The organism is Calothrix sp. CCY 0018, assembly GCF_963920925.1.
In the GTDB taxonomy this organism is placed as follows: Bacteria; Cyanobacteriota; Cyanobacteriia; order Cyanobacteriales; family Nostocaceae; genus Rivularia.
Genome location: NZ_CAWUDI010000002.1, coordinates 64,705 through 80,211, shown reverse-complemented (window position 1 = coordinate 80,211; position 15,507 = coordinate 64,705). Strand labels below are relative to the sequence as shown.

15 protein-coding genes and 1 pseudogene are annotated in these 15,507 nt (G+C 40.5%); 5 read left to right on the top strand and 11 right to left on the bottom strand.

The window, feature by feature from the left end; translation table 11 throughout:
- Positions 1–101: 101 nt before the first annotated feature.
- Complete coding sequence (locus ACM03V_RS01860) at positions 102–890, bottom strand: response regulator transcription factor (RefSeq protein WP_414619047.1); 789 nt, start codon at positions 888–890, stop codon at positions 102–104.
- Between the two features lie 571 nt (positions 891–1,461).
- Here ACM03V_RS01860 and ACM03V_RS01855 point away from each other — a divergent pair.
- A complete protein-coding gene (locus tag ACM03V_RS01855) occupies positions 1,462–1,713 on the top strand; it encodes a DUF6761 family protein (RefSeq protein ID WP_414619046.1) in 252 nt (83 codons plus the stop codon).
- 260 nt (positions 1,714–1,973) lie between these two features.
- Here the strand turns inward: ACM03V_RS01855 and grxD are convergent, their stop codons facing one another.
- The 3 genes from grxD to ACM03V_RS01840 all read right to left on the bottom strand — a co-directional run bounded on the left by grxD (position 1,974) and on the right by ACM03V_RS01840 (position 3,616).
- Positions 1,974–2,297: a Grx4 family monothiol glutaredoxin gene (grxD, locus tag ACM03V_RS01850; protein ID WP_414619045.1), complete on the bottom strand. Its 324-nt coding sequence runs from the start codon at positions 2,295–2,297 to the stop codon at positions 1,974–1,976.
- Positions 2,298–2,484: 187 nt separating this feature from the next.
- On the bottom strand, positions 2,485–2,742 hold the full coding sequence (locus ACM03V_RS01845; protein WP_414619044.1) for a BolA family protein: 258 nt from the start codon (positions 2,740–2,742) through the stop codon (positions 2,485–2,487).
- 274 nt (positions 2,743–3,016) lie between these two features.
- The gene (locus ACM03V_RS01840; protein ID WP_414619043.1) at positions 3,017–3,616 is read right to left on the bottom strand and encodes a hypothetical protein; all 600 of its coding nucleotides are present in this window, start codon (positions 3,614–3,616) and stop codon (positions 3,017–3,019) included.
- A gap of 171 nt (positions 3,617–3,787) precedes the next feature.
- Here ACM03V_RS01840 and ACM03V_RS01835 point away from each other — a divergent pair, with 171 nt between their 5' ends.
- On the top strand, positions 3,788–5,896 hold the full coding sequence (locus ACM03V_RS01835; RefSeq protein WP_414619042.1) for a S8 family serine peptidase: 2,109 nt from the start codon (positions 3,788–3,790) through the stop codon (positions 5,894–5,896).
- A 38-nt stretch (positions 5,897–5,934) separates the two neighbouring features.
- Here ACM03V_RS01835 and ACM03V_RS01830 read toward each other — a convergent pair whose 3' ends face one another.
- From ACM03V_RS01830 to grxC, 3 genes are all read right to left on the bottom strand, one after another.
- The gene (locus tag ACM03V_RS01830) at positions 5,935–6,702 is read right to left on the bottom strand and encodes a lysophospholipid acyltransferase family protein (RefSeq protein ID WP_414619041.1); all 768 of its coding nucleotides are present in this window, start codon (positions 6,700–6,702) and stop codon (positions 5,935–5,937) included.
- A 116-nt stretch (positions 6,703–6,818) separates the two neighbouring features.
- On the bottom strand, positions 6,819–7,304 hold the full coding sequence (locus ACM03V_RS01825; RefSeq protein WP_414619040.1) for a nucleoside deaminase: 486 nt from the start codon (positions 7,302–7,304) through the stop codon (positions 6,819–6,821).
- A 220-nt stretch (positions 7,305–7,524) separates the two neighbouring features.
- Positions 7,525–7,842: a glutaredoxin 3 gene (grxC, locus tag ACM03V_RS01820; RefSeq protein WP_414619039.1), complete on the bottom strand. Its 318-nt coding sequence runs from the start codon at positions 7,840–7,842 to the stop codon at positions 7,525–7,527.
- A 727-nt stretch (positions 7,843–8,569) separates the two neighbouring features.
- On the opposite strand from grxC, the gene glpX reads away from it, so the two are divergent.
- Positions 8,570–9,607 (top strand): class II fructose-bisphosphatase, encoded by a 1,038-nt coding sequence (gene glpX / locus ACM03V_RS01815; RefSeq protein WP_414619038.1) that lies wholly within the window; start codon positions 8,570–8,572, stop codon positions 9,605–9,607.
- Positions 9,608–9,916: 309 nt separating this feature from the next.
- Positions 9,917–11,203 (top strand): glutamyl-tRNA reductase, encoded by a 1,287-nt coding sequence (locus tag ACM03V_RS01810; RefSeq protein WP_414619037.1) that lies wholly within the window; start codon positions 9,917–9,919, stop codon positions 11,201–11,203.
- Positions 11,204–11,430: 227 nt separating this feature from the next.
- On the opposite strand, the gene ACM03V_RS01805 is transcribed toward ACM03V_RS01810, so the two are convergent.
- Positions 11,431–11,610, bottom strand: a complete 180-nt coding sequence (locus ACM03V_RS01805) for a hypothetical protein (protein ID WP_414619036.1) — start codon at positions 11,608–11,610, stop codon at positions 11,431–11,433.
- A gap of 58 nt (positions 11,611–11,668) precedes the next feature.
- Here ACM03V_RS01805 and ACM03V_RS01800 point away from each other — a divergent pair, with 58 nt between their 5' ends.
- Positions 11,669–12,043 (top strand): hypothetical protein, encoded by a 375-nt coding sequence (locus ACM03V_RS01800; RefSeq protein WP_414619035.1) that lies wholly within the window; start codon positions 11,669–11,671, stop codon positions 12,041–12,043.
- Here ACM03V_RS01800 and ACM03V_RS01795 read toward each other — a convergent pair.
- From ACM03V_RS01795 to ACM03V_RS01785, 3 genes and pseudogenes are all read right to left on the bottom strand, one after another.
- A pseudogene (locus ACM03V_RS01795) lies at positions 12,015–12,868 on the bottom strand (IS5 family transposase). The gene ACM03V_RS01800 and the pseudogene ACM03V_RS01795 overlap by 29 nt on opposite strands.
- 173 nt (positions 12,869–13,041) lie before the next feature.
- The gene (locus tag ACM03V_RS01790) at positions 13,042–14,718 is read right to left on the bottom strand and encodes a sodium:solute symporter family protein (RefSeq protein ID WP_414619034.1); all 1,677 of its coding nucleotides are present in this window, start codon (positions 14,716–14,718) and stop codon (positions 13,042–13,044) included.
- 9 nt (positions 14,719–14,727) lie between these two features.
- The gene (locus tag ACM03V_RS01785) at positions 14,728–14,982 is read right to left on the bottom strand and encodes a DUF4212 domain-containing protein (RefSeq protein WP_414619033.1); all 255 of its coding nucleotides are present in this window, start codon (positions 14,980–14,982) and stop codon (positions 14,728–14,730) included.
- Positions 14,983–15,507 lie beyond the last annotated feature (525 nt).

Sequence of the window (15,507 nt, the reverse complement as noted above, 5' to 3'; positions counted from 1 at the left end):
ATAAGTAGTAAATTAGTAATTCTTCTCCTTGTCCCCTTGTCCCCTTGTCCCCCCATCACTCCATCACCCCATCACCCCATCATCCCATCACCCTCATCCCCTCATCTCCCCGAAGCAATGGTAGAATGCTGGCTAGCAAATTGTTTTGGTTGATGATTAGCTATCTTTGCAGCTGGTTGCGAAATATTTTGAGAAACATTTGTATTTAGAATTTCGACATTAAATCGGTATCCTACGTTGCGAATCGTTTGAATTAAACTTGGTTGGCGTGGATCTAATTCTACTTTTTTCCGCAATGATAATACGTGCGTATCAATCGTGCGCGGATTGTCTATTGCATCTGGCCAAGCTCGACGTAGTAATTCCGAGCGAGACAGAGGTATTCCAGCGGCTTGAGCCAATACATAAAGTAAACTAAATTCCTGTGGTGTTAAGTCAATAAACTCACCTTTAAAACGAACGCGGCGCTGGATTAAGTCAATTTGCAAAGCACCGTAATCTAAATAAGCAGGTGCTACAGGAGTACGCTTGCGACGAACAAGTGCTTCTACTCTGGCTAAAAACTCTTGCATCCCAAAAGGTTTGCTCAAGTAATCATCAGCACCTGCTTTCAAACCCGTCACAATATCAGCTTCGTTATTTCGCGCAGAGAGCATTAGAATCAAAGGCTGTTGCTGGCGATTTAACCAACGACAAAATTCGACTCCATCACCATCGGGCAGATCGGCATCAAGAACAACTAGTGTTGGTTGATGAGTCAGAAAGGCTTCTTTAGCTTGATAAATGCTAGCAGCCTGAAATACTCTGTAGTCCAATTGTTGTAAGTGCCAACCTAAAAGCGATCTTAAATGGGGATTCCCCTCAATAATTTCTATACAAACCGAACCCACGGTGGCAAACCCCTCATTCGAGTATGACTTTCAAGGTAACAAAGCCTGTAGCATCTGTTTTGTAACCGTTGTTACTTCAATTGGCATTTGCTTGACATTTATTGCTTTTTTTAGTTGAAAGCTACCTTTAAGCAGTTGCCTAATTTGCTTGCTTGGTTGGTAACATTTTTCAATTTTTGGTATACTAAGGATAAGATATTTGTTAGTAGTTTTGTTCTCTTTATTGTATTACTTGCATTCAAATTGCGAGGGGCAAAGCCTAGTTCTGTAATAAGCTATGAAAGCGTTTTCGGATGAACTGGGGGGTAGATATTTCCTTTTTAAGAACGTAAAGCATTCATTTGTATAATGAATTAATCATGTAGGAAAAATATAACAATCGCTTATTTACTCATCACATTTCGCCTTTTAAAGAATACGATATGTGTAGAAGTCGTGACAATAGCTAATTTTATTCACGCAAATTTTATTTAGTTGTAATTCATGCCTAATTAAAAGTTAGACTTCACATCTAGGCTTGAATCATTTACAATTCTCATTCCAACCCATAGCGACGTTTTTCTCTTATCTTATGCTCCAAGACACACGAACCATCCGCTACTATCAAACGTTAACTGATGCCTTCGTCGAGATGTGGAATCGGGGTTATCGTACAGATGATATGCGAATTTATTTAGACGGTTACTTAGCCGCGCTAAGACAAAGCAACGGCATAGAACCTTATTTAATTCATCGCTTAGAAGAAGAAGCTAGTCGTTTTCTATTCGATGTATCTAATTTTGCAGTTACTCAACCAGAGGCAGAGCCAGATTACTATCAATAAACATTTTCCCTGTTAATTAATAGTGAATGTTGCTTAACGGTGATAATTCTAGCATATTTTCTGAAAATATCAACTGTACCAGTGGTGCAATTTACTTTGTTATAGATGTTTTGTAACAATTCAACTTAATTACCCCTCACCGATTTAATTGGTCATCCAAGAAATCGGTGAGGGGATTTTTGCTTTTTCTAAGCTATTGGCTTACAAAATCCCTTCTCCGATGATTTGGAGAGGGGAAGGGGCGAGGTAATGAAGGTATCCTAAGAAGCCATTGCGACTTCAACCATTTGTTGTAGTTCACCTTTTTGGTAAAGTTCGATCAAAATATCCGAACCACCAACGAATTCACCGTTTACGTAAACCTGGGGAATTGTAGGCCAATCAGAATATTCTTTGATTCCCTGACGTACTTCTGCATCTTCAAGAATGTCAAAAGTTTCGTAAGGAACTGCCAAAGTATTGATTATTTGCACAACATTGTTAGAGAAGCCGCACATTGGCATTAACTTGCTTCCCTTCATAAAGACCATGATTTTGTTTTGCTGTAACAGATTATCAATTTTTTCTTTAGTTTCTGGTGTCATGATTGTTCCTTTTTTTAGTAGTGTTTTGGCTGCGAAGACTGGTATTTTAAGCTAGAAGCTAGAGTTTGTTTACAACTATTGTTACAGCTATAAGTTAATTAATCTTTCTGTAAATAATTCAAAACTTATAACTCATAACTTATAACTCATAACTCATAACTTATAACTTATAACTTATAACTAGCGATTATGAAGCGGCTGCTGTTTGCCAAGCTTCGGGAGTATATGTTTTAAGTGCTAGAGCGTGAATTGCTTCGGTAGACATAGCTTGTTTCAACGCACCATAAACCAACTGATGTTGCTTTACTAATCCCTTGCCAGCAAACTGCGATGAAACTACACTTACTTGATAATGGTCGCCACCGCCAGTTAAATCTTCTACCTTAACTTGAGCGTCTGGCATTTGAGTCTTTATCATCTCTTCTACTTGCTGCGGACTTATCATCGCTATCCCTTAAAATTAATTATTTCCCTACACCTTAATATTATGTACAAAATTTGAACAAGAGCGAGCGGTTGTCAGTTATCAGTTAGAAGTAATTAAGACCAAAGGTTAAAGGTTAAAGGTTAAAATTCCCCTTGTCCCCCTCTCCCCTTGTCTCCCCATCTCCCCATCTCCCCTCTCTCCCCACTCCCTACTCCGCAAAATTCAAAAACCACCGCTAAAAATTTAACGATGGCACATTTAATAATTTTATTGTAGATATCAAAAAGGATTATTATTTCTGAGAAGAAGAAGATCTACCACCGTCTTTACCGAAAGGAGAATCAACAAAACCTAATTCAAATAATTGTTGATAAGCTTTTTTACCTAAATCTCTGGTTGGATTTTGACTTTTGATAATCTGTACCAGCAGAGGTACGGCTAATTCTGGTTTGTTTTGCGCTCTGTGTACTAATGCCAGCTGATAGGTGGCTTCATCTCGCATTTGAGCGGTAGATAAAGCTTTTTTGCGCTGGGAATCGGCTAATCTGTTGTCAATTCCAGCAAAACTAGAGTTTAGCTGCTGGTAGAAATTTGATAGCTGATTGAAAACTAAACGCGCTTCCTTGAGTTTGTCGGCAGCTAAAGAATAGTTCTGTGAAGCAACTGCATTACTAGCTTCGGACATCAAACGCTTGCCACCATCGAGACTCAACACGCTTGTTGTTTGTCCGGTTGGCTGAAGATTATTTGGATCGTTTGGATCTATCGGTTGTACTTGCGTGCTACCACTAGGTAGTTTAACCTGAGCGTGAGCGGGCGATCGCAGGCTAAAACTTGCTATTACCGATAGCAAAGTCAGACAAATAGTAGGAACGGTTGCAGCAAATTTCATGGGGATAAATACTTGGGACTACTAAAAAGAGTAAGGATGAAAACTTCGGGTATCTTAACTCTGTTTTGCTATCAAAACAAAGCAAAGCCACATACTAACTGTCTGTGAATTTAGACTGAAAATTCAATCGATTGAGTTCCCACAACCATTAGAGTTACCAAAATCGCTGTCATGAATATGAGCGCAAATACAAGCGAAAATTTCGACTCTGGAGTACCAGATAGCAGTTTAGGAATGATTATACAACGTGGCGGTGAAGAATTAATCCTAGAAAAGATTTCCGACCGCTTTACAGTTCGTAAAAACTCTAATATTTCTGTCAAGGAATTAGCTCAGAATTTTTTAGGTAGTTGGCGCAATACTATTCCTACTTCCCGTTTAGAATTGTTTAAAGTTGCGCCCAGTAGCTTAGAGATGGCGATGTCTCAAGCGCGGAGTTCGACTTCGGTTGCTTTCGCCAGTCATGTTTACCAAATTAAAGGTAATCCTGGAAACCGAGTTTATCTAAGCGACCAAATTACGATTGAATTTGCTTCTTGGGTCGATTCTGCCAGAGTTAATGCCATTGCAGCCAAGTTTGGCTTGATTGTTTATAAAGCTATTGATGGTCTTCCTAATACTTTTGCATTTAAAGTTGGTAAACAAGCTACACAAAATCCCATAAAAATTGCTAATAGGTTACAAGGATTACCATGTGTTGTAGCTAGCGAGCCGAATATTATTATCCATCAACAAGCTTATTATAAGCCTCGCGACCCTCAATATTCTCAACAATGGTATCTAAATCACAATGGTGGTAATCAATTAGCTTATGGTTCTCATATTTCGGTAGAAAAAGCGTGGGATATTACTAGAGGAGTTCGTTCGATAACTGTTGCCCTAGTAGATGATTCTTTGGATCTGAATCATCCCGATTTTATGGGTAGTGGAAAAATAGTTGCCCCCTTAGATTTAAAAGATAAAGATTTTTTACCAACACCATCACAAAAACAACCCAGCCACGGTACTGCTTGTGCGGGAATCGCGATCGCCGAAGAAAACGGTACGGGTATTTCCGGCATTGCTCCGGGTTGTGCGTTTATGCCTATTCGTACTAGTGGATTTTTAGATGATGAATCTATAGAAGCGATTTTTGATTGGGCAATTGAAAAAGGAGCGAGTGTAATTTCTTGCAGTTGGGGGGCAACGGCTGTATATTTCCCGCTTTCTTTGCGTCAACGCGCTGCTATTACTCGTGCTGCTACCAAAGGACGCAATGGTAAGGGTTGCGCGATTTTATTTGCTGCTGGTAACGCCAACCGTCCGATTAACGGCACGGTATACGAACGCGGTTGGGTAAAAAATATTGTGACTGGTAAGACAAGATGGCTAAGTGGATTTGCGGTACATCCAGATGTAATTACGGTTTCTGCATCTACTAGTTTGAATAAAAAAGCCGCCTACAGCAATTGGGGTACGAATATTTCGGTATGCGCTCCGAGTAATAACGCTCAACCGGGAATATGGTTTGAACAAACAGGTTTTATTTATTCCCAACCCGCCATTTCAGCTTCACTTCCTGGAAAGGGAATGTTTACAACCGATCAATTAGGATCTGCTGGCTACAGCAAAGGCGATTTTACTAGTTATTTTGGCGGCACTTCCAGCGCGACTCCGGTAGTCGCTGGAGTCGCGGCATTAATTTTGTCAGTAAACCCTGACTTAACAGTCGCACAAGTAAAACGCATACTTGAAGAAACGGCAGATAAAATTGTTGATTTGGACACAGATCCACAACTAGGTTTGCGTTACGGTAGTTACGATGAGAACGGTCATTCAAAATGGTTTGGTTACGGTAAAGTAAATGCACTATCGGCTGTCAAAGCAGCGCAAAAGCTGCAAGCAAATGCCGCAGTTGCAACCAGACTTATAGAAGCACGTAATAATTCTGTATTACCTATTCCCGATAATCATAAACAAGGCATAAAAAGCTCCATTCAGATATCTGACTCGGGTAATATTGGCGATATTCAAGTTAACGTCAATATCCAACATGAATTTTTAAGCGATTTAGAAATTTATTTAATTGCTCCCAACAATCAACGGGTATTGCTGCAAAGTCGTACTTTAGGTCGTCGTCAAGATTTACTTACCACTTATTCGGTGCAAACCCATCCAGTTTTAAAAAATCTACTCAATCAGTCAGCCAAAGGCAACTGGCAACTATGGATTATTGATACTGCACCACAAGATGTAGGCAAATTAAAGAATTGGGAACTTGCTTTATCAATTAACAATTAACAATTTTCAGCAGTTGGGCGTAAATCGTCAACTAACAACTAACTTTCTACTGACATGAAAGCGCTACTAGCAAAATCATCATATTGATAATTTAGTTGTTGAAGAGAATAAGCCAAGTCATCTGTAAGACTTTTCGCATCTTGCTTTACACAGCCTTGAGCATAATCAGAAACTTTTATTGCTGGAGCGATACTAATGCTTACATCCGTACCCCAGCTTGGATAAGGGTGACTGTAATTAAAAGAAATAGGCACAATTTTCACTCCTAAACCAGGATGAGTAGATTCAGCGCTCAAAGCCAAACGTCCGATTCCAGGTTTTAAGGGGTGAACTTCACGATCGCGAAAAATACCGCCTTCGGGATAAATAACCAACATTTCGCCGCGCTTGAGTAATTCTACAGTATGGCGAAGAGTTGTAATTGAAGGGCGTTGTGAATTTACGGGGAATCCTCCCAAACGTCGCACAAACCAACCTTGAAAACCCTGACACTCAGTACTTGTAACCATAAACCGCAAATCTCTTCCGGTAACGCAACGTCCGGTTGCATAAGGCAAAAGTAAAGAATCCCAACGTGCTTTGTGGGTGGGAGCTAAAATTACTGGGCCGCTTTTTGGTAAATTTTCCTGTCCGACAATCGTAATTTGGCTAAAGTACAAAGGTAAAAGTACATTTCCTGCCAGTAGGTAAGTCAAAGAACTTAACCAAGGAGAAATTCGCGAATTCGCATCAGCCAACTTAGTACTTGCTTTACTATCGGCTATTTTTCGTCTGTCCGTATCGAATATCAAATCAAATTCCATCATCTCGGTGACTGCTGAATATTAAGTAAATCAAAATGTAAAGAATTCTTGATTAGTAACACCGTAGATTTTCTCCCCTGACTTTTGTAGCACTGACTGGACAGTTTTACCTCTGTCCTTTATGTTGTGCTATGTCGCCGATTAGCAAACCAAGTTTGTAATGACAAGCGACATTCAGATTCTCGGATGCCTCCAATTACACTCAAACGGTGATTGGAAGCCGCACTATCGGGAATATTGGCAACCGTGCGAATTGCCCCAGTTTTCGGGTCATCTACTCCATAGATTAATCGATTCACACGGGCTTGGACAATAGCACCAGCGCACATCGGGCAAGGTTCGAGAGTAACGTAGAGACTACATTCATCAAGCCGCCAACTTTGTAACCTTCGCGTTGCTTCTCTTATAGCGAGAATTTCCGCATGAGCGGTGGGGTCATTGTCGCGTTGCTTTCTATTTTCACAGAAAGCAATCATATTTTGGGATGAATCAATAACAACAGCGGCCACAGGAACTTCACCTGCTTCTCCCGCCAATTGAGACAGTTTTAAAGCCTGTTTCATCCATTTTCTATGTATCAAATATTCTTCGTTGAGATTTAACATATTTTTAAGAAAAGTTAGGAGTTAAGAGTTAGGAGTTATACCTATTACAAAAAGCCGCTCTTAAAAAGGGGGAATCTTACGTTAGGAATACCAAATTTTTGTTGCGTAAGTCCCGATCAAAATAACCCAGCCTCTCAAAGAAGCCGGGTTTTCAATTGTATTCAAATGATTTTAGCAAAAGCTTTATATTTTTATAGGACTTATGCAAGTCCTGTTTTAATCAAGCTGTTGCAGGCTGATTTAACAAAGAATCAAGTTGACCTTGGGTATCTAATTTATACAAATCGTCGCAACCACCAACGTGTTGATTATTCACAAAAATTTGTGGTACTGTGCGCTTTCCATTGGCACGGGAAGCCATTGCGGTTCGAGCGGTTTCGTCTCCATCAATCTTGTATTCGGTGAATTTAACTCCTTTCCACCATAAAAGCATTTTTGCCCGGATGCAGTAAGGACAAGTCTGCCAGGTATAAATTTCGACGTTTGCTTTGATTTTTTCGGGATGGCGACCTAAAAGCGGGTTGAGAAAGTCAAGCATATTTTTTACGTGAGAATTTTTTTGAATTTGAAACTTTCTTTTAGCCTAGCAGTTGGGGGTTTTTTCTTAATTACAAATTCTTCAAAGCCATACACCAAGGTGGATATACAATATTTATATTTAATTTATTATTGCCCAAAAGGAATATTCGCAGCTAGAGAAGGATATAAATACGTAGCGTAGAGATGATTAATATTGCAAGTAAATTTACTATTTTTATTTTAATTAATATATTCAATCAGATATTTCATTTTAACTAAATTAGATAAAATACATGATTAAATTTTGCTTGAAACAGCGTGCGTTTTATATTCTCTCTTCACCGTTTACCGTTCCCTTCTTTCGCGATTAATTTGACAAATTAAAACTGAATCAAATATATTTGGCGATTTTAAAATTGCATATAATAAGCCAACAAAAGAAGAATATGTTCATTAATATTAATATAAAAAGCCATTAGATTAATTAATCAACATAATAAAAAAACTCAACTCAATGTTAATTGACCAAAATTACAATTACATATATCCGAATGTAAAAAAAGTACTAAAATGAAATAGTAATATATGCCAATAGTTTGATGCCAGAAATATGCTCGGCAGCAAAACTTAACAAAACGAATTGGCAAGACGCATTTCCACGGGTATACGCCCTTTGGTAGACTTAATAACTGAAATCGCAATTCGCTTTTACCGCGAATGGCCAAGCAATTGAGAGGGCAGACTTCGTGGAAAATACTCTTGGGTTAGAGATTATTGAGGTAGTTGAGCTAGCGGCGATCGCCAGCGCTCGATGGATGGGTAAGGGCGAAAAGAATACCGCCGACCAAGTAGCAGTGGAAGCTATGCGGGAAAGAATGAACAAAATCTATATGCGCGGACGCATTGTGATTGGAGAAGGCGAACGCGATGATGCTCCCATGCTTTACATCGGTGAAGAAGTGGGAATTTGTACTCGCGAAGATGCCAAGACTTTCTGTAACCCCGATGAATTAGTTGAAATTGACATCGCCGTTGACCCTTGTGAAGGTACTAACCTGGTAGCATACGGTCAAAATGGTTCGATGGCAGTACTCGCAATTTCGGAAAAAGGCGGTTTATTTGCTGCACCTGACTTTTACATGAAAAAGTTAGCGGCACCATCACAAGCCAAGGGCAAAGTAGATATCGATAAATCTGCTACTGAAAACCTAAAAATTCTAGCTGAATGTATGAATCGTTCGATAGAAGAATTAGTAGTAGTAGTGATGGATCGTCCCCGTCACAAAGATTTAATTGCCGAAATTCGTCAAGCTGGCGCAAGAGTCCGGTTAATTAGCGATGGTGACGTTTCTGCTGCTATCTCCTGCGGATTTGAAGGAACCAACATTCATGCCTTAATGGGTATTGGTGCGGCTCCCGAAGGTGTAATTTCTGCTGCTGCAATGCGTTGCTTGGGCGGTCACTTCCAAGGACAATTGATCTACGATCCAGAAATAGTCAAAACAGGTTTGATTGGCGAAAGCAAAGAAAGCAACCTTGCCAGACTTAAAGAAATGGGTATTAATGACCCAGATAAAGTTTACACCGCCGAAGAACTAGCTAAAGGCGAAAACGTACTGTTTGCAGCCTGCGGTATTACTCCCGGAACCTTAATGGAAGGCGTTCGTTTCTTCCACGGAGGAGCTAGAACTCAAAGCTTAGTAATTTCGAGTCAATCCAAAACTGCCCGGTTTGTTGATACCATTCATATGACCAATAAGCCAGAAACCATAAGTCTTCACTAAGAAGTTGAGAGTTAGGAGTTGTTGTAGAGACGTAGCAATGCTACGTCTGTACAGTTAGGAGTTAGCAGTTAGGAGTTAGCAGTTAAGAGTTAAAAATTGGGATTTTTGAATTTATGATTCAAATCATCTTAATTGCCTTGATAATCCTTTTAATACGATTTGAAACCGATCTCAAAATATTTACAGGTAATAAAGGCATTTTTAATTCACATAATTCATAACTCATAACTCATAACTTTTTTCAGTTGCCCATTTTCATTTCAAGAATATCAATTATCAATAAATAGTTAGTAATTACCATTTAAAGTAATGCATATAGCAGTAGTAGGCTTAAGCCACAAAACAGCGAGCGTAGAAGTTCGAGAAAAACTTAGCATTCCCGAACCACAAACTGAAGGTGCGATCGCTCACCTGTTAAGCTACCCCAGTATTGAAGAAGTAACAATTCTCAGCACTTGTAACCGTTTAGAAATTTATATTGTTACTCAAGAAAGCGAACAAGGCATCCGAGAAGTAATTCAATTTCTCTCGGAACATAGTAAATTACCTGTAACCATTTTAAGACCTCACTTGTTTATGCTGCTGCATCAAGATGCGGTGATGCATTTAATGCGAGTTAGTAGTGGTTTAGATAGCCTGGTGCTTGGAGAAGGACAAATTCTGGCTCAGATTAAAACTACTCATAAAATTGGTCAACAATATAAAGGTATCAAAACGGTTTTAAACAAATTATTTAAACAAGCCATCACAGCCGGTAAGCGCGTGCGTAGCGAAACTAGTATCGGAACTGGTGCGGTTTCCATTAGTTCTGCTGCGGTGGAACTAGCTCAGATTAAAGCCCAAAATTTAGCAGCAGTTCGAGTTACCATTGTTGGCGCGGGCAAAATGTCGCATTTGCTGGTAAAGCATCTGATATCCAAAGGTGCAGTCGAAATTTGTATTTTAAATCGTTCGGTTAAAAGGGCTGAGGAATTAGCGAATAAATTTAGTGCTTGTACTATCCGCACTCAACCTCTGGAACAAATGATGCCAGTAATTAACGAGAGCGATTTAGTCTTTACAAGTACTTCTGCGACAGAGCCAATAATTGACCGCAGCAAATTAGAATTGGTTTTAGAACCCAGTCGTCCTTTGATGTTATTTGATATTTCCGTACCGCGTAACGTTCATTCGGATGTCAACGAACTAGACAACGTACAGGCATTTAATGTAGACGATTTAAAAGCTGTAGTAGCGCAAAACCAAGAAAGTCGTCGTCAAATAGCGCGGGAAGCAGAAGGGATTTTAGAACAAGAAGTAGATGCTTTTGATATTTGGTGGCGCAGCCTGGAAACAGTTTCGACTATTAGTTCTTTGCGAAACAAAATTGAAACCATCCGCGAGCAAGAATTAGAAAAAGCTTTATCCAGATTGGGTTCGGAATTTGGCGAAAAACATCAAGAAGTAATTGAAGCCCTAACGCGAGGAATTGTAAACAAAATATTACACGATCCAATGGTGCAGTTGAGAGCGCAGCAAGATGTCGAAGCCAGACGACACTGTATGCAAACTCTACAAAAACTATTCAATTTAGATGCAGAAGAACAATTTAGTTAGATTGGGAATTGGGCATGGGGCATTGGTAATTGAAAACTCCCCATTCCCCCATCTCCCCCTTCGGGTATCTCCTCCGGAGACGCTACGCTAACACCACTTCTCTCGTACTGCGGGAGACGGACCCACGAGAGTGGCTTCACCATCTCCCCATCCTCCTCACAAGAAAATCTCGGTAGTTTGGAAGCCCACTCTTTTTAAAGCTGGGAGGAAAAACGCCACGCGCGAATTTATTCGCTGTGGTCTTTAATTAGTTCGTCAATATATAGCCTAAACTTTTCTTGCCAATCAGGAATTTGCTTCAACTTATCTGCTTGACCTTCATAGCACCTAAAACCAATTATCTTTTTGTCGAGAGGACGGTCAAGTTTTTTTTCAAAACCATATTGATTATTTTTCTTAAAAGGCATTTATTCTTCTGTTTATGCGTGTTAACATACATACAAGATAACACTGAGAGGTCGGTCAATGGCTAAGGTTAAGAAAAATATGGGTGTTCAGCAAGTTTTACTGCGCTTGGATAAAGATACTGAGTCGCTATTAGAATACCTCTGTCAACTATCTGGGAAGCTCTATAATTGCGGTATTTATTTTGCACATCAAATTTTATTTAAGACTGGGAAGTTGTTAACAGGTAAGTTTGATTTAGACTTTGAGCCATCAGTTTCTAAAACGCTGTTAGCTCAATCGATGCCATCGACACCTATGCAACAAACTTTAAGGTCTGTGACTGAAGCTTTTAAATCTTATAAAGGTTTACGAGAATTATTCTTTAGAGGTCAACTACACTTTAAGCCTAGGGCGTGTTTTCAAACTATAACCACAATAAAATTAGCGCGATAGCCCTAAAGGGCGACGCTTCGCGTATCGTCAACATCGCAGTATAATTTTGTACAAGCTTTTCGTATCGCGTCGCGATACGGCGAAACTGTTTGATTCGGTTAATAGCACGCTCTACAAGGTTACGTTGACGGTAGATTTCACGGTTGAATGGACCGCGACGTGGTTCGTTGCTTAGTCTTGGGATGGTTAAACGAATACCGCGACGACGAAGGTAATTACGGATTCTACGACCCGTGTAACCTTTATCTCCAACCAGTCTTAAAGGACGAATGCGCGGACGACCCCGCCCAGAACGCTTAACAGAACCTTGTTCCATCAATTGTTAGAGAAAAAGCGACTCGTTTCGCTGACCTGGACTAAGAAGAAAAGTGATCGGTTTTCCTTTGCCTTCACATCTGATGTGTATTTTTGTACTGAATCCACCACGAGAACGCCCTAATTTTTCATCTTCTTCTCTTCGAGACGCTGCGCGAACGCCCCTTTTTTACCGCCGTAGTGCTGTTGATGGGCGCGTATCACTGTTCCATCCACGTAATGTACCTCCCAATCAAGATGTCCTTCCTTGTCAGCGATCGCCTGTAAGGATTCTAAAATTTGGTTCCAAATACCATTTTTTTGCCATCTGTAAAACCTGGTTGCGACACTTTCCCACGGACCGTAATGTTCCGGCATATCTCGCCAGGGTGCTCCAGTTCTAAGAATCCACAGGATTCCATTAATGACCGTTCGGTGGTCTTTACTTGGCTTGCCGGTATGAGGTTTTTGTGGTGGAAGTAGTGGTTTTAACCGCTCCCATTGCTCGTTACTTAAATCCCCTCGATTCATCAATGCACCCTGCCCAAAATTACCTTTTTCCGCCGGATACAACGAGTTTGAAAACACGCTCTACCCCCTCTCTCCTTGTCCCCTTGTCTCCCCATCCCCCCCTCCGGGTTGCGCCACTTGTTACAAGTCGGGGAACCCGCCCAACGCAGTGGCTGTGCGATCTCCCCATCTCCCTAATGCACCACCGTGGATGTTTCTTCTTCCACAATTGGGCTGCGTAAGTCTTCAATTAAAGCTTGAATTTCTGCTGGTGGTGGTGGTGTTAAGCGCGAAACTATTAGGGTGACAATTAAGTTAATTATCATACCTAATGTGCCGATACCTTCGGCGGAAACACCGAAAAACCATGTGGGCATTCCAGCAAATTTTACGCCGATGATATAGGCTGTGGTGAAAATTAAGCCAGTTAACATTCCGGCGATCGCACCTTCTTTGTTTGTGCGTTTGTCGAATATTCCTAAGAATATGGCGGGGAAGAAACTGGCTGCTGCTAATCCGAAGGCAAATGCTACTACTTGCGCTACAAATCCCGGCGGGTTTACGCCAAAGTATCCGGCGACTACTACTGCAAAACCTACCATGATTCTGCCGACGAATACCCGCCTACTTTCCGATGCGTGGGGGTTTATCATGCGGAAATAAACGTCGTGAGCGATGGAGCTTGAAATCACTAGCAGCAAACCGGATGCTGTAGATAAAGCTGCCGCTAAACCTCCTGCGGCTACTAAGGCAATTACCCAAGGCGCAAGTTTGGCTACTTCTGGGGTGGAAAGTACGATGATATCTTTATCAATTACGATTTCGTTGGTTGCTTCGTCTGGGGTTAACTGCAACCTCCCATCACCGTTTTTGTCGTCGAAAACCAATAATTCAGTATTTTCCCATTTTTTCACCCAGTCTAATTGCTGTACTTCTACAATGGTTTTATTATGCAGTGAATTAATTAAGTTGTAGCGAGCAAACATCGAAAGGGCGGGAGCGGTGGTATAAAGTATGGCAATTAATAATAATGCCCAACCCGCAGAATAACGAGCGGCGCGGACGTTAGGAACCGTGTAGAACCTGACAATTACGTGGGGTAAGCCTGCTGTTCCTACCATCAAAGCAATGGTAATAAACAGCACGTCCAACATTGATTTGTTGGCGAATGGCTGGGTATATTCCTTAAAACCCAAGTCAACTTGAACGGCATTTAATTTATCTGCAATATCGCCGAAGGTAAACGCAAATTGCGGAATCGGATTTCCTGTAAGAATAAAGGCGATCGCAACCGCAGGGATAAGATAAGCGATAATTAAAACGCAGTATTGGGCTACTTGCGTCCAGGTAATGCCTTTCATTCCTCCCAATACCGCGAAAAAGCCGACGATTACCATACCGATAATTACACCAGTATTGACATCAACTTGTAAAAAGCGGCTGAAAACGATACCAACACCCCGCATTTGTCCAGCGACGTAAGTTAGCGAAATGAAGATAGCGGCTATGACAGCAACCAATCGAGCGAATTGGGAATAATAGCGATCGCCAACAAAGTCGGGTACGGTATATTTGCCAAATTTTCGCAAATAGGGAGCTAGGAGTAGTGCTAGCAGTACGTAACCGCCAGTCCATCCCATCAAGTAAATTGAGCCATCGTAGCCCAAAGTCGAAATTATCCCCGCCATCGAAATAAATGAAGCTGCCGACATCCAGTCAGCAGCAGTCGCAGCACCATTAGCTAGGGCTGGTATATCTTGTCCGGCGACAAAAAAGCCCTTAGTATCTTTAATGCGAGACTGCCAACCTATGTAGACGTAAGCTAAAAATGAAGCGCCAACAAACAAAATTGTCCAAATTTCAACCGTCACGATTTTCCCCTATCTTCTAATATTATGTTCGCGGTCTAATTTATCCATTTGCACGGCGTAAATAAAAATCAACGCCACAAATACCAAGATTGAACCCTGCTGCGCCATCCAAAAGCCAAAGGGTACGCCAAAAAAACGGATTGTATTTAAAGGCTCGACTAGCAGAATACTAAATACCAGGGATACTAAAGCCCAAACTATTAAAAGATTGCGAATTAAAGCTACATTTTTCCGCCAGTAAGCGCGGTGGTTTTCGTTATCCATTTTTTTTATCGCTATAAATGCATGAGAAATAATAACAGTAAACTGGGCTGTTACTGTAAGTATGCGTCGATACCAACAGTATTTTTAATCATTGTTAAAGAAAACAGCAAAGCTTCCCACTATTATTATTTGGTTCGAGTTGGGTGGGAATTATGCACTTGTAATACCAATGGGCGCATGAGGCAGCGCTACATCACCCGCAGAAGCCTGGGCAACCATCATTACAAAGCCCTCACAGCTGGCAAATAATTTTCTTAAATCATTTAGTTTTTCCATCTACACCTTTATATGAAGGCTTCAATCTATAAATGCCTTATCTTTATATTTTGTTATTTGAACCATTTATCTGTTATAAATCGAACTTATTAAAAAATAATAATGTTTTCGCGATTATGAATACGATTGGCTTATCCTGGAATGACTTCAAATCAAGCAGTCTCAAAGCATATGCAACGAGGATCGACTCATAGAAAGACATAAATCAGGTCTATTCAACGTTTTTATATCTAAAGTTAGATGGAAATT

What these genes read in the sequence shown, in the direction of transcription:
- ACM03V_RS01855 (WP_414619046.1), top strand. Translation starts at nt 1,462, where the DNA reads ATGCTCCAAGACACACGAACCATCCGCTACTATCAAACGTTAACTGAT.
- grxD (WP_414619045.1), bottom strand. Translation starts at nt 2,297, where the DNA reads ATGACACCAGAAACTAAAGAAAAAATTGATAATCTGTTACAGCAAAAC.
- ACM03V_RS01845 (WP_414619044.1), bottom strand. Translation starts at nt 2,742, where the DNA reads ATGATAAGTCCGCAGCAAGTAGAAGAGATGATAAAGACTCAAATGCCA.
- ACM03V_RS01840 (WP_414619043.1), bottom strand. Translation starts at nt 3,616, where the DNA reads ATGAAATTTGCTGCAACCGTTCCTACTATTTGTCTGACTTTGCTATCG.
- ACM03V_RS01835 (WP_414619042.1), top strand. Translation starts at nt 3,788, where the DNA reads ATGAATATGAGCGCAAATACAAGCGAAAATTTCGACTCTGGAGTACCA.
- ACM03V_RS01830 (WP_414619041.1), bottom strand. Translation starts at nt 6,702, where the DNA reads ATGATGGAATTTGATTTGATATTCGATACGGACAGACGAAAAATAGCC.
- ACM03V_RS01825 (WP_414619040.1), bottom strand. Translation starts at nt 7,304, where the DNA reads ATGTTAAATCTCAACGAAGAATATTTGATACATAGAAAATGGATGAAA.
- grxC (WP_414619039.1), bottom strand. Translation starts at nt 7,842, where the DNA reads ATGCTTGACTTTCTCAACCCGCTTTTAGGTCGCCATCCCGAAAAAATC.
- ACM03V_RS01810 (WP_414619037.1), top strand. Translation starts at nt 9,917, where the DNA reads ATGCATATAGCAGTAGTAGGCTTAAGCCACAAAACAGCGAGCGTAGAA.
- ACM03V_RS01805 (WP_414619036.1), bottom strand. Translation starts at nt 11,610, where the DNA reads ATGCCTTTTAAGAAAAATAATCAATATGGTTTTGAAAAAAAACTTGAC.
- ACM03V_RS01800 (WP_414619035.1), top strand. Translation starts at nt 11,669, where the DNA reads ATGGCTAAGGTTAAGAAAAATATGGGTGTTCAGCAAGTTTTACTGCGC.
- ACM03V_RS01785 (WP_414619033.1), bottom strand. Translation starts at nt 14,982, where the DNA reads ATGGATAACGAAAACCACCGCGCTTACTGGCGGAAAAATGTAGCTTTA.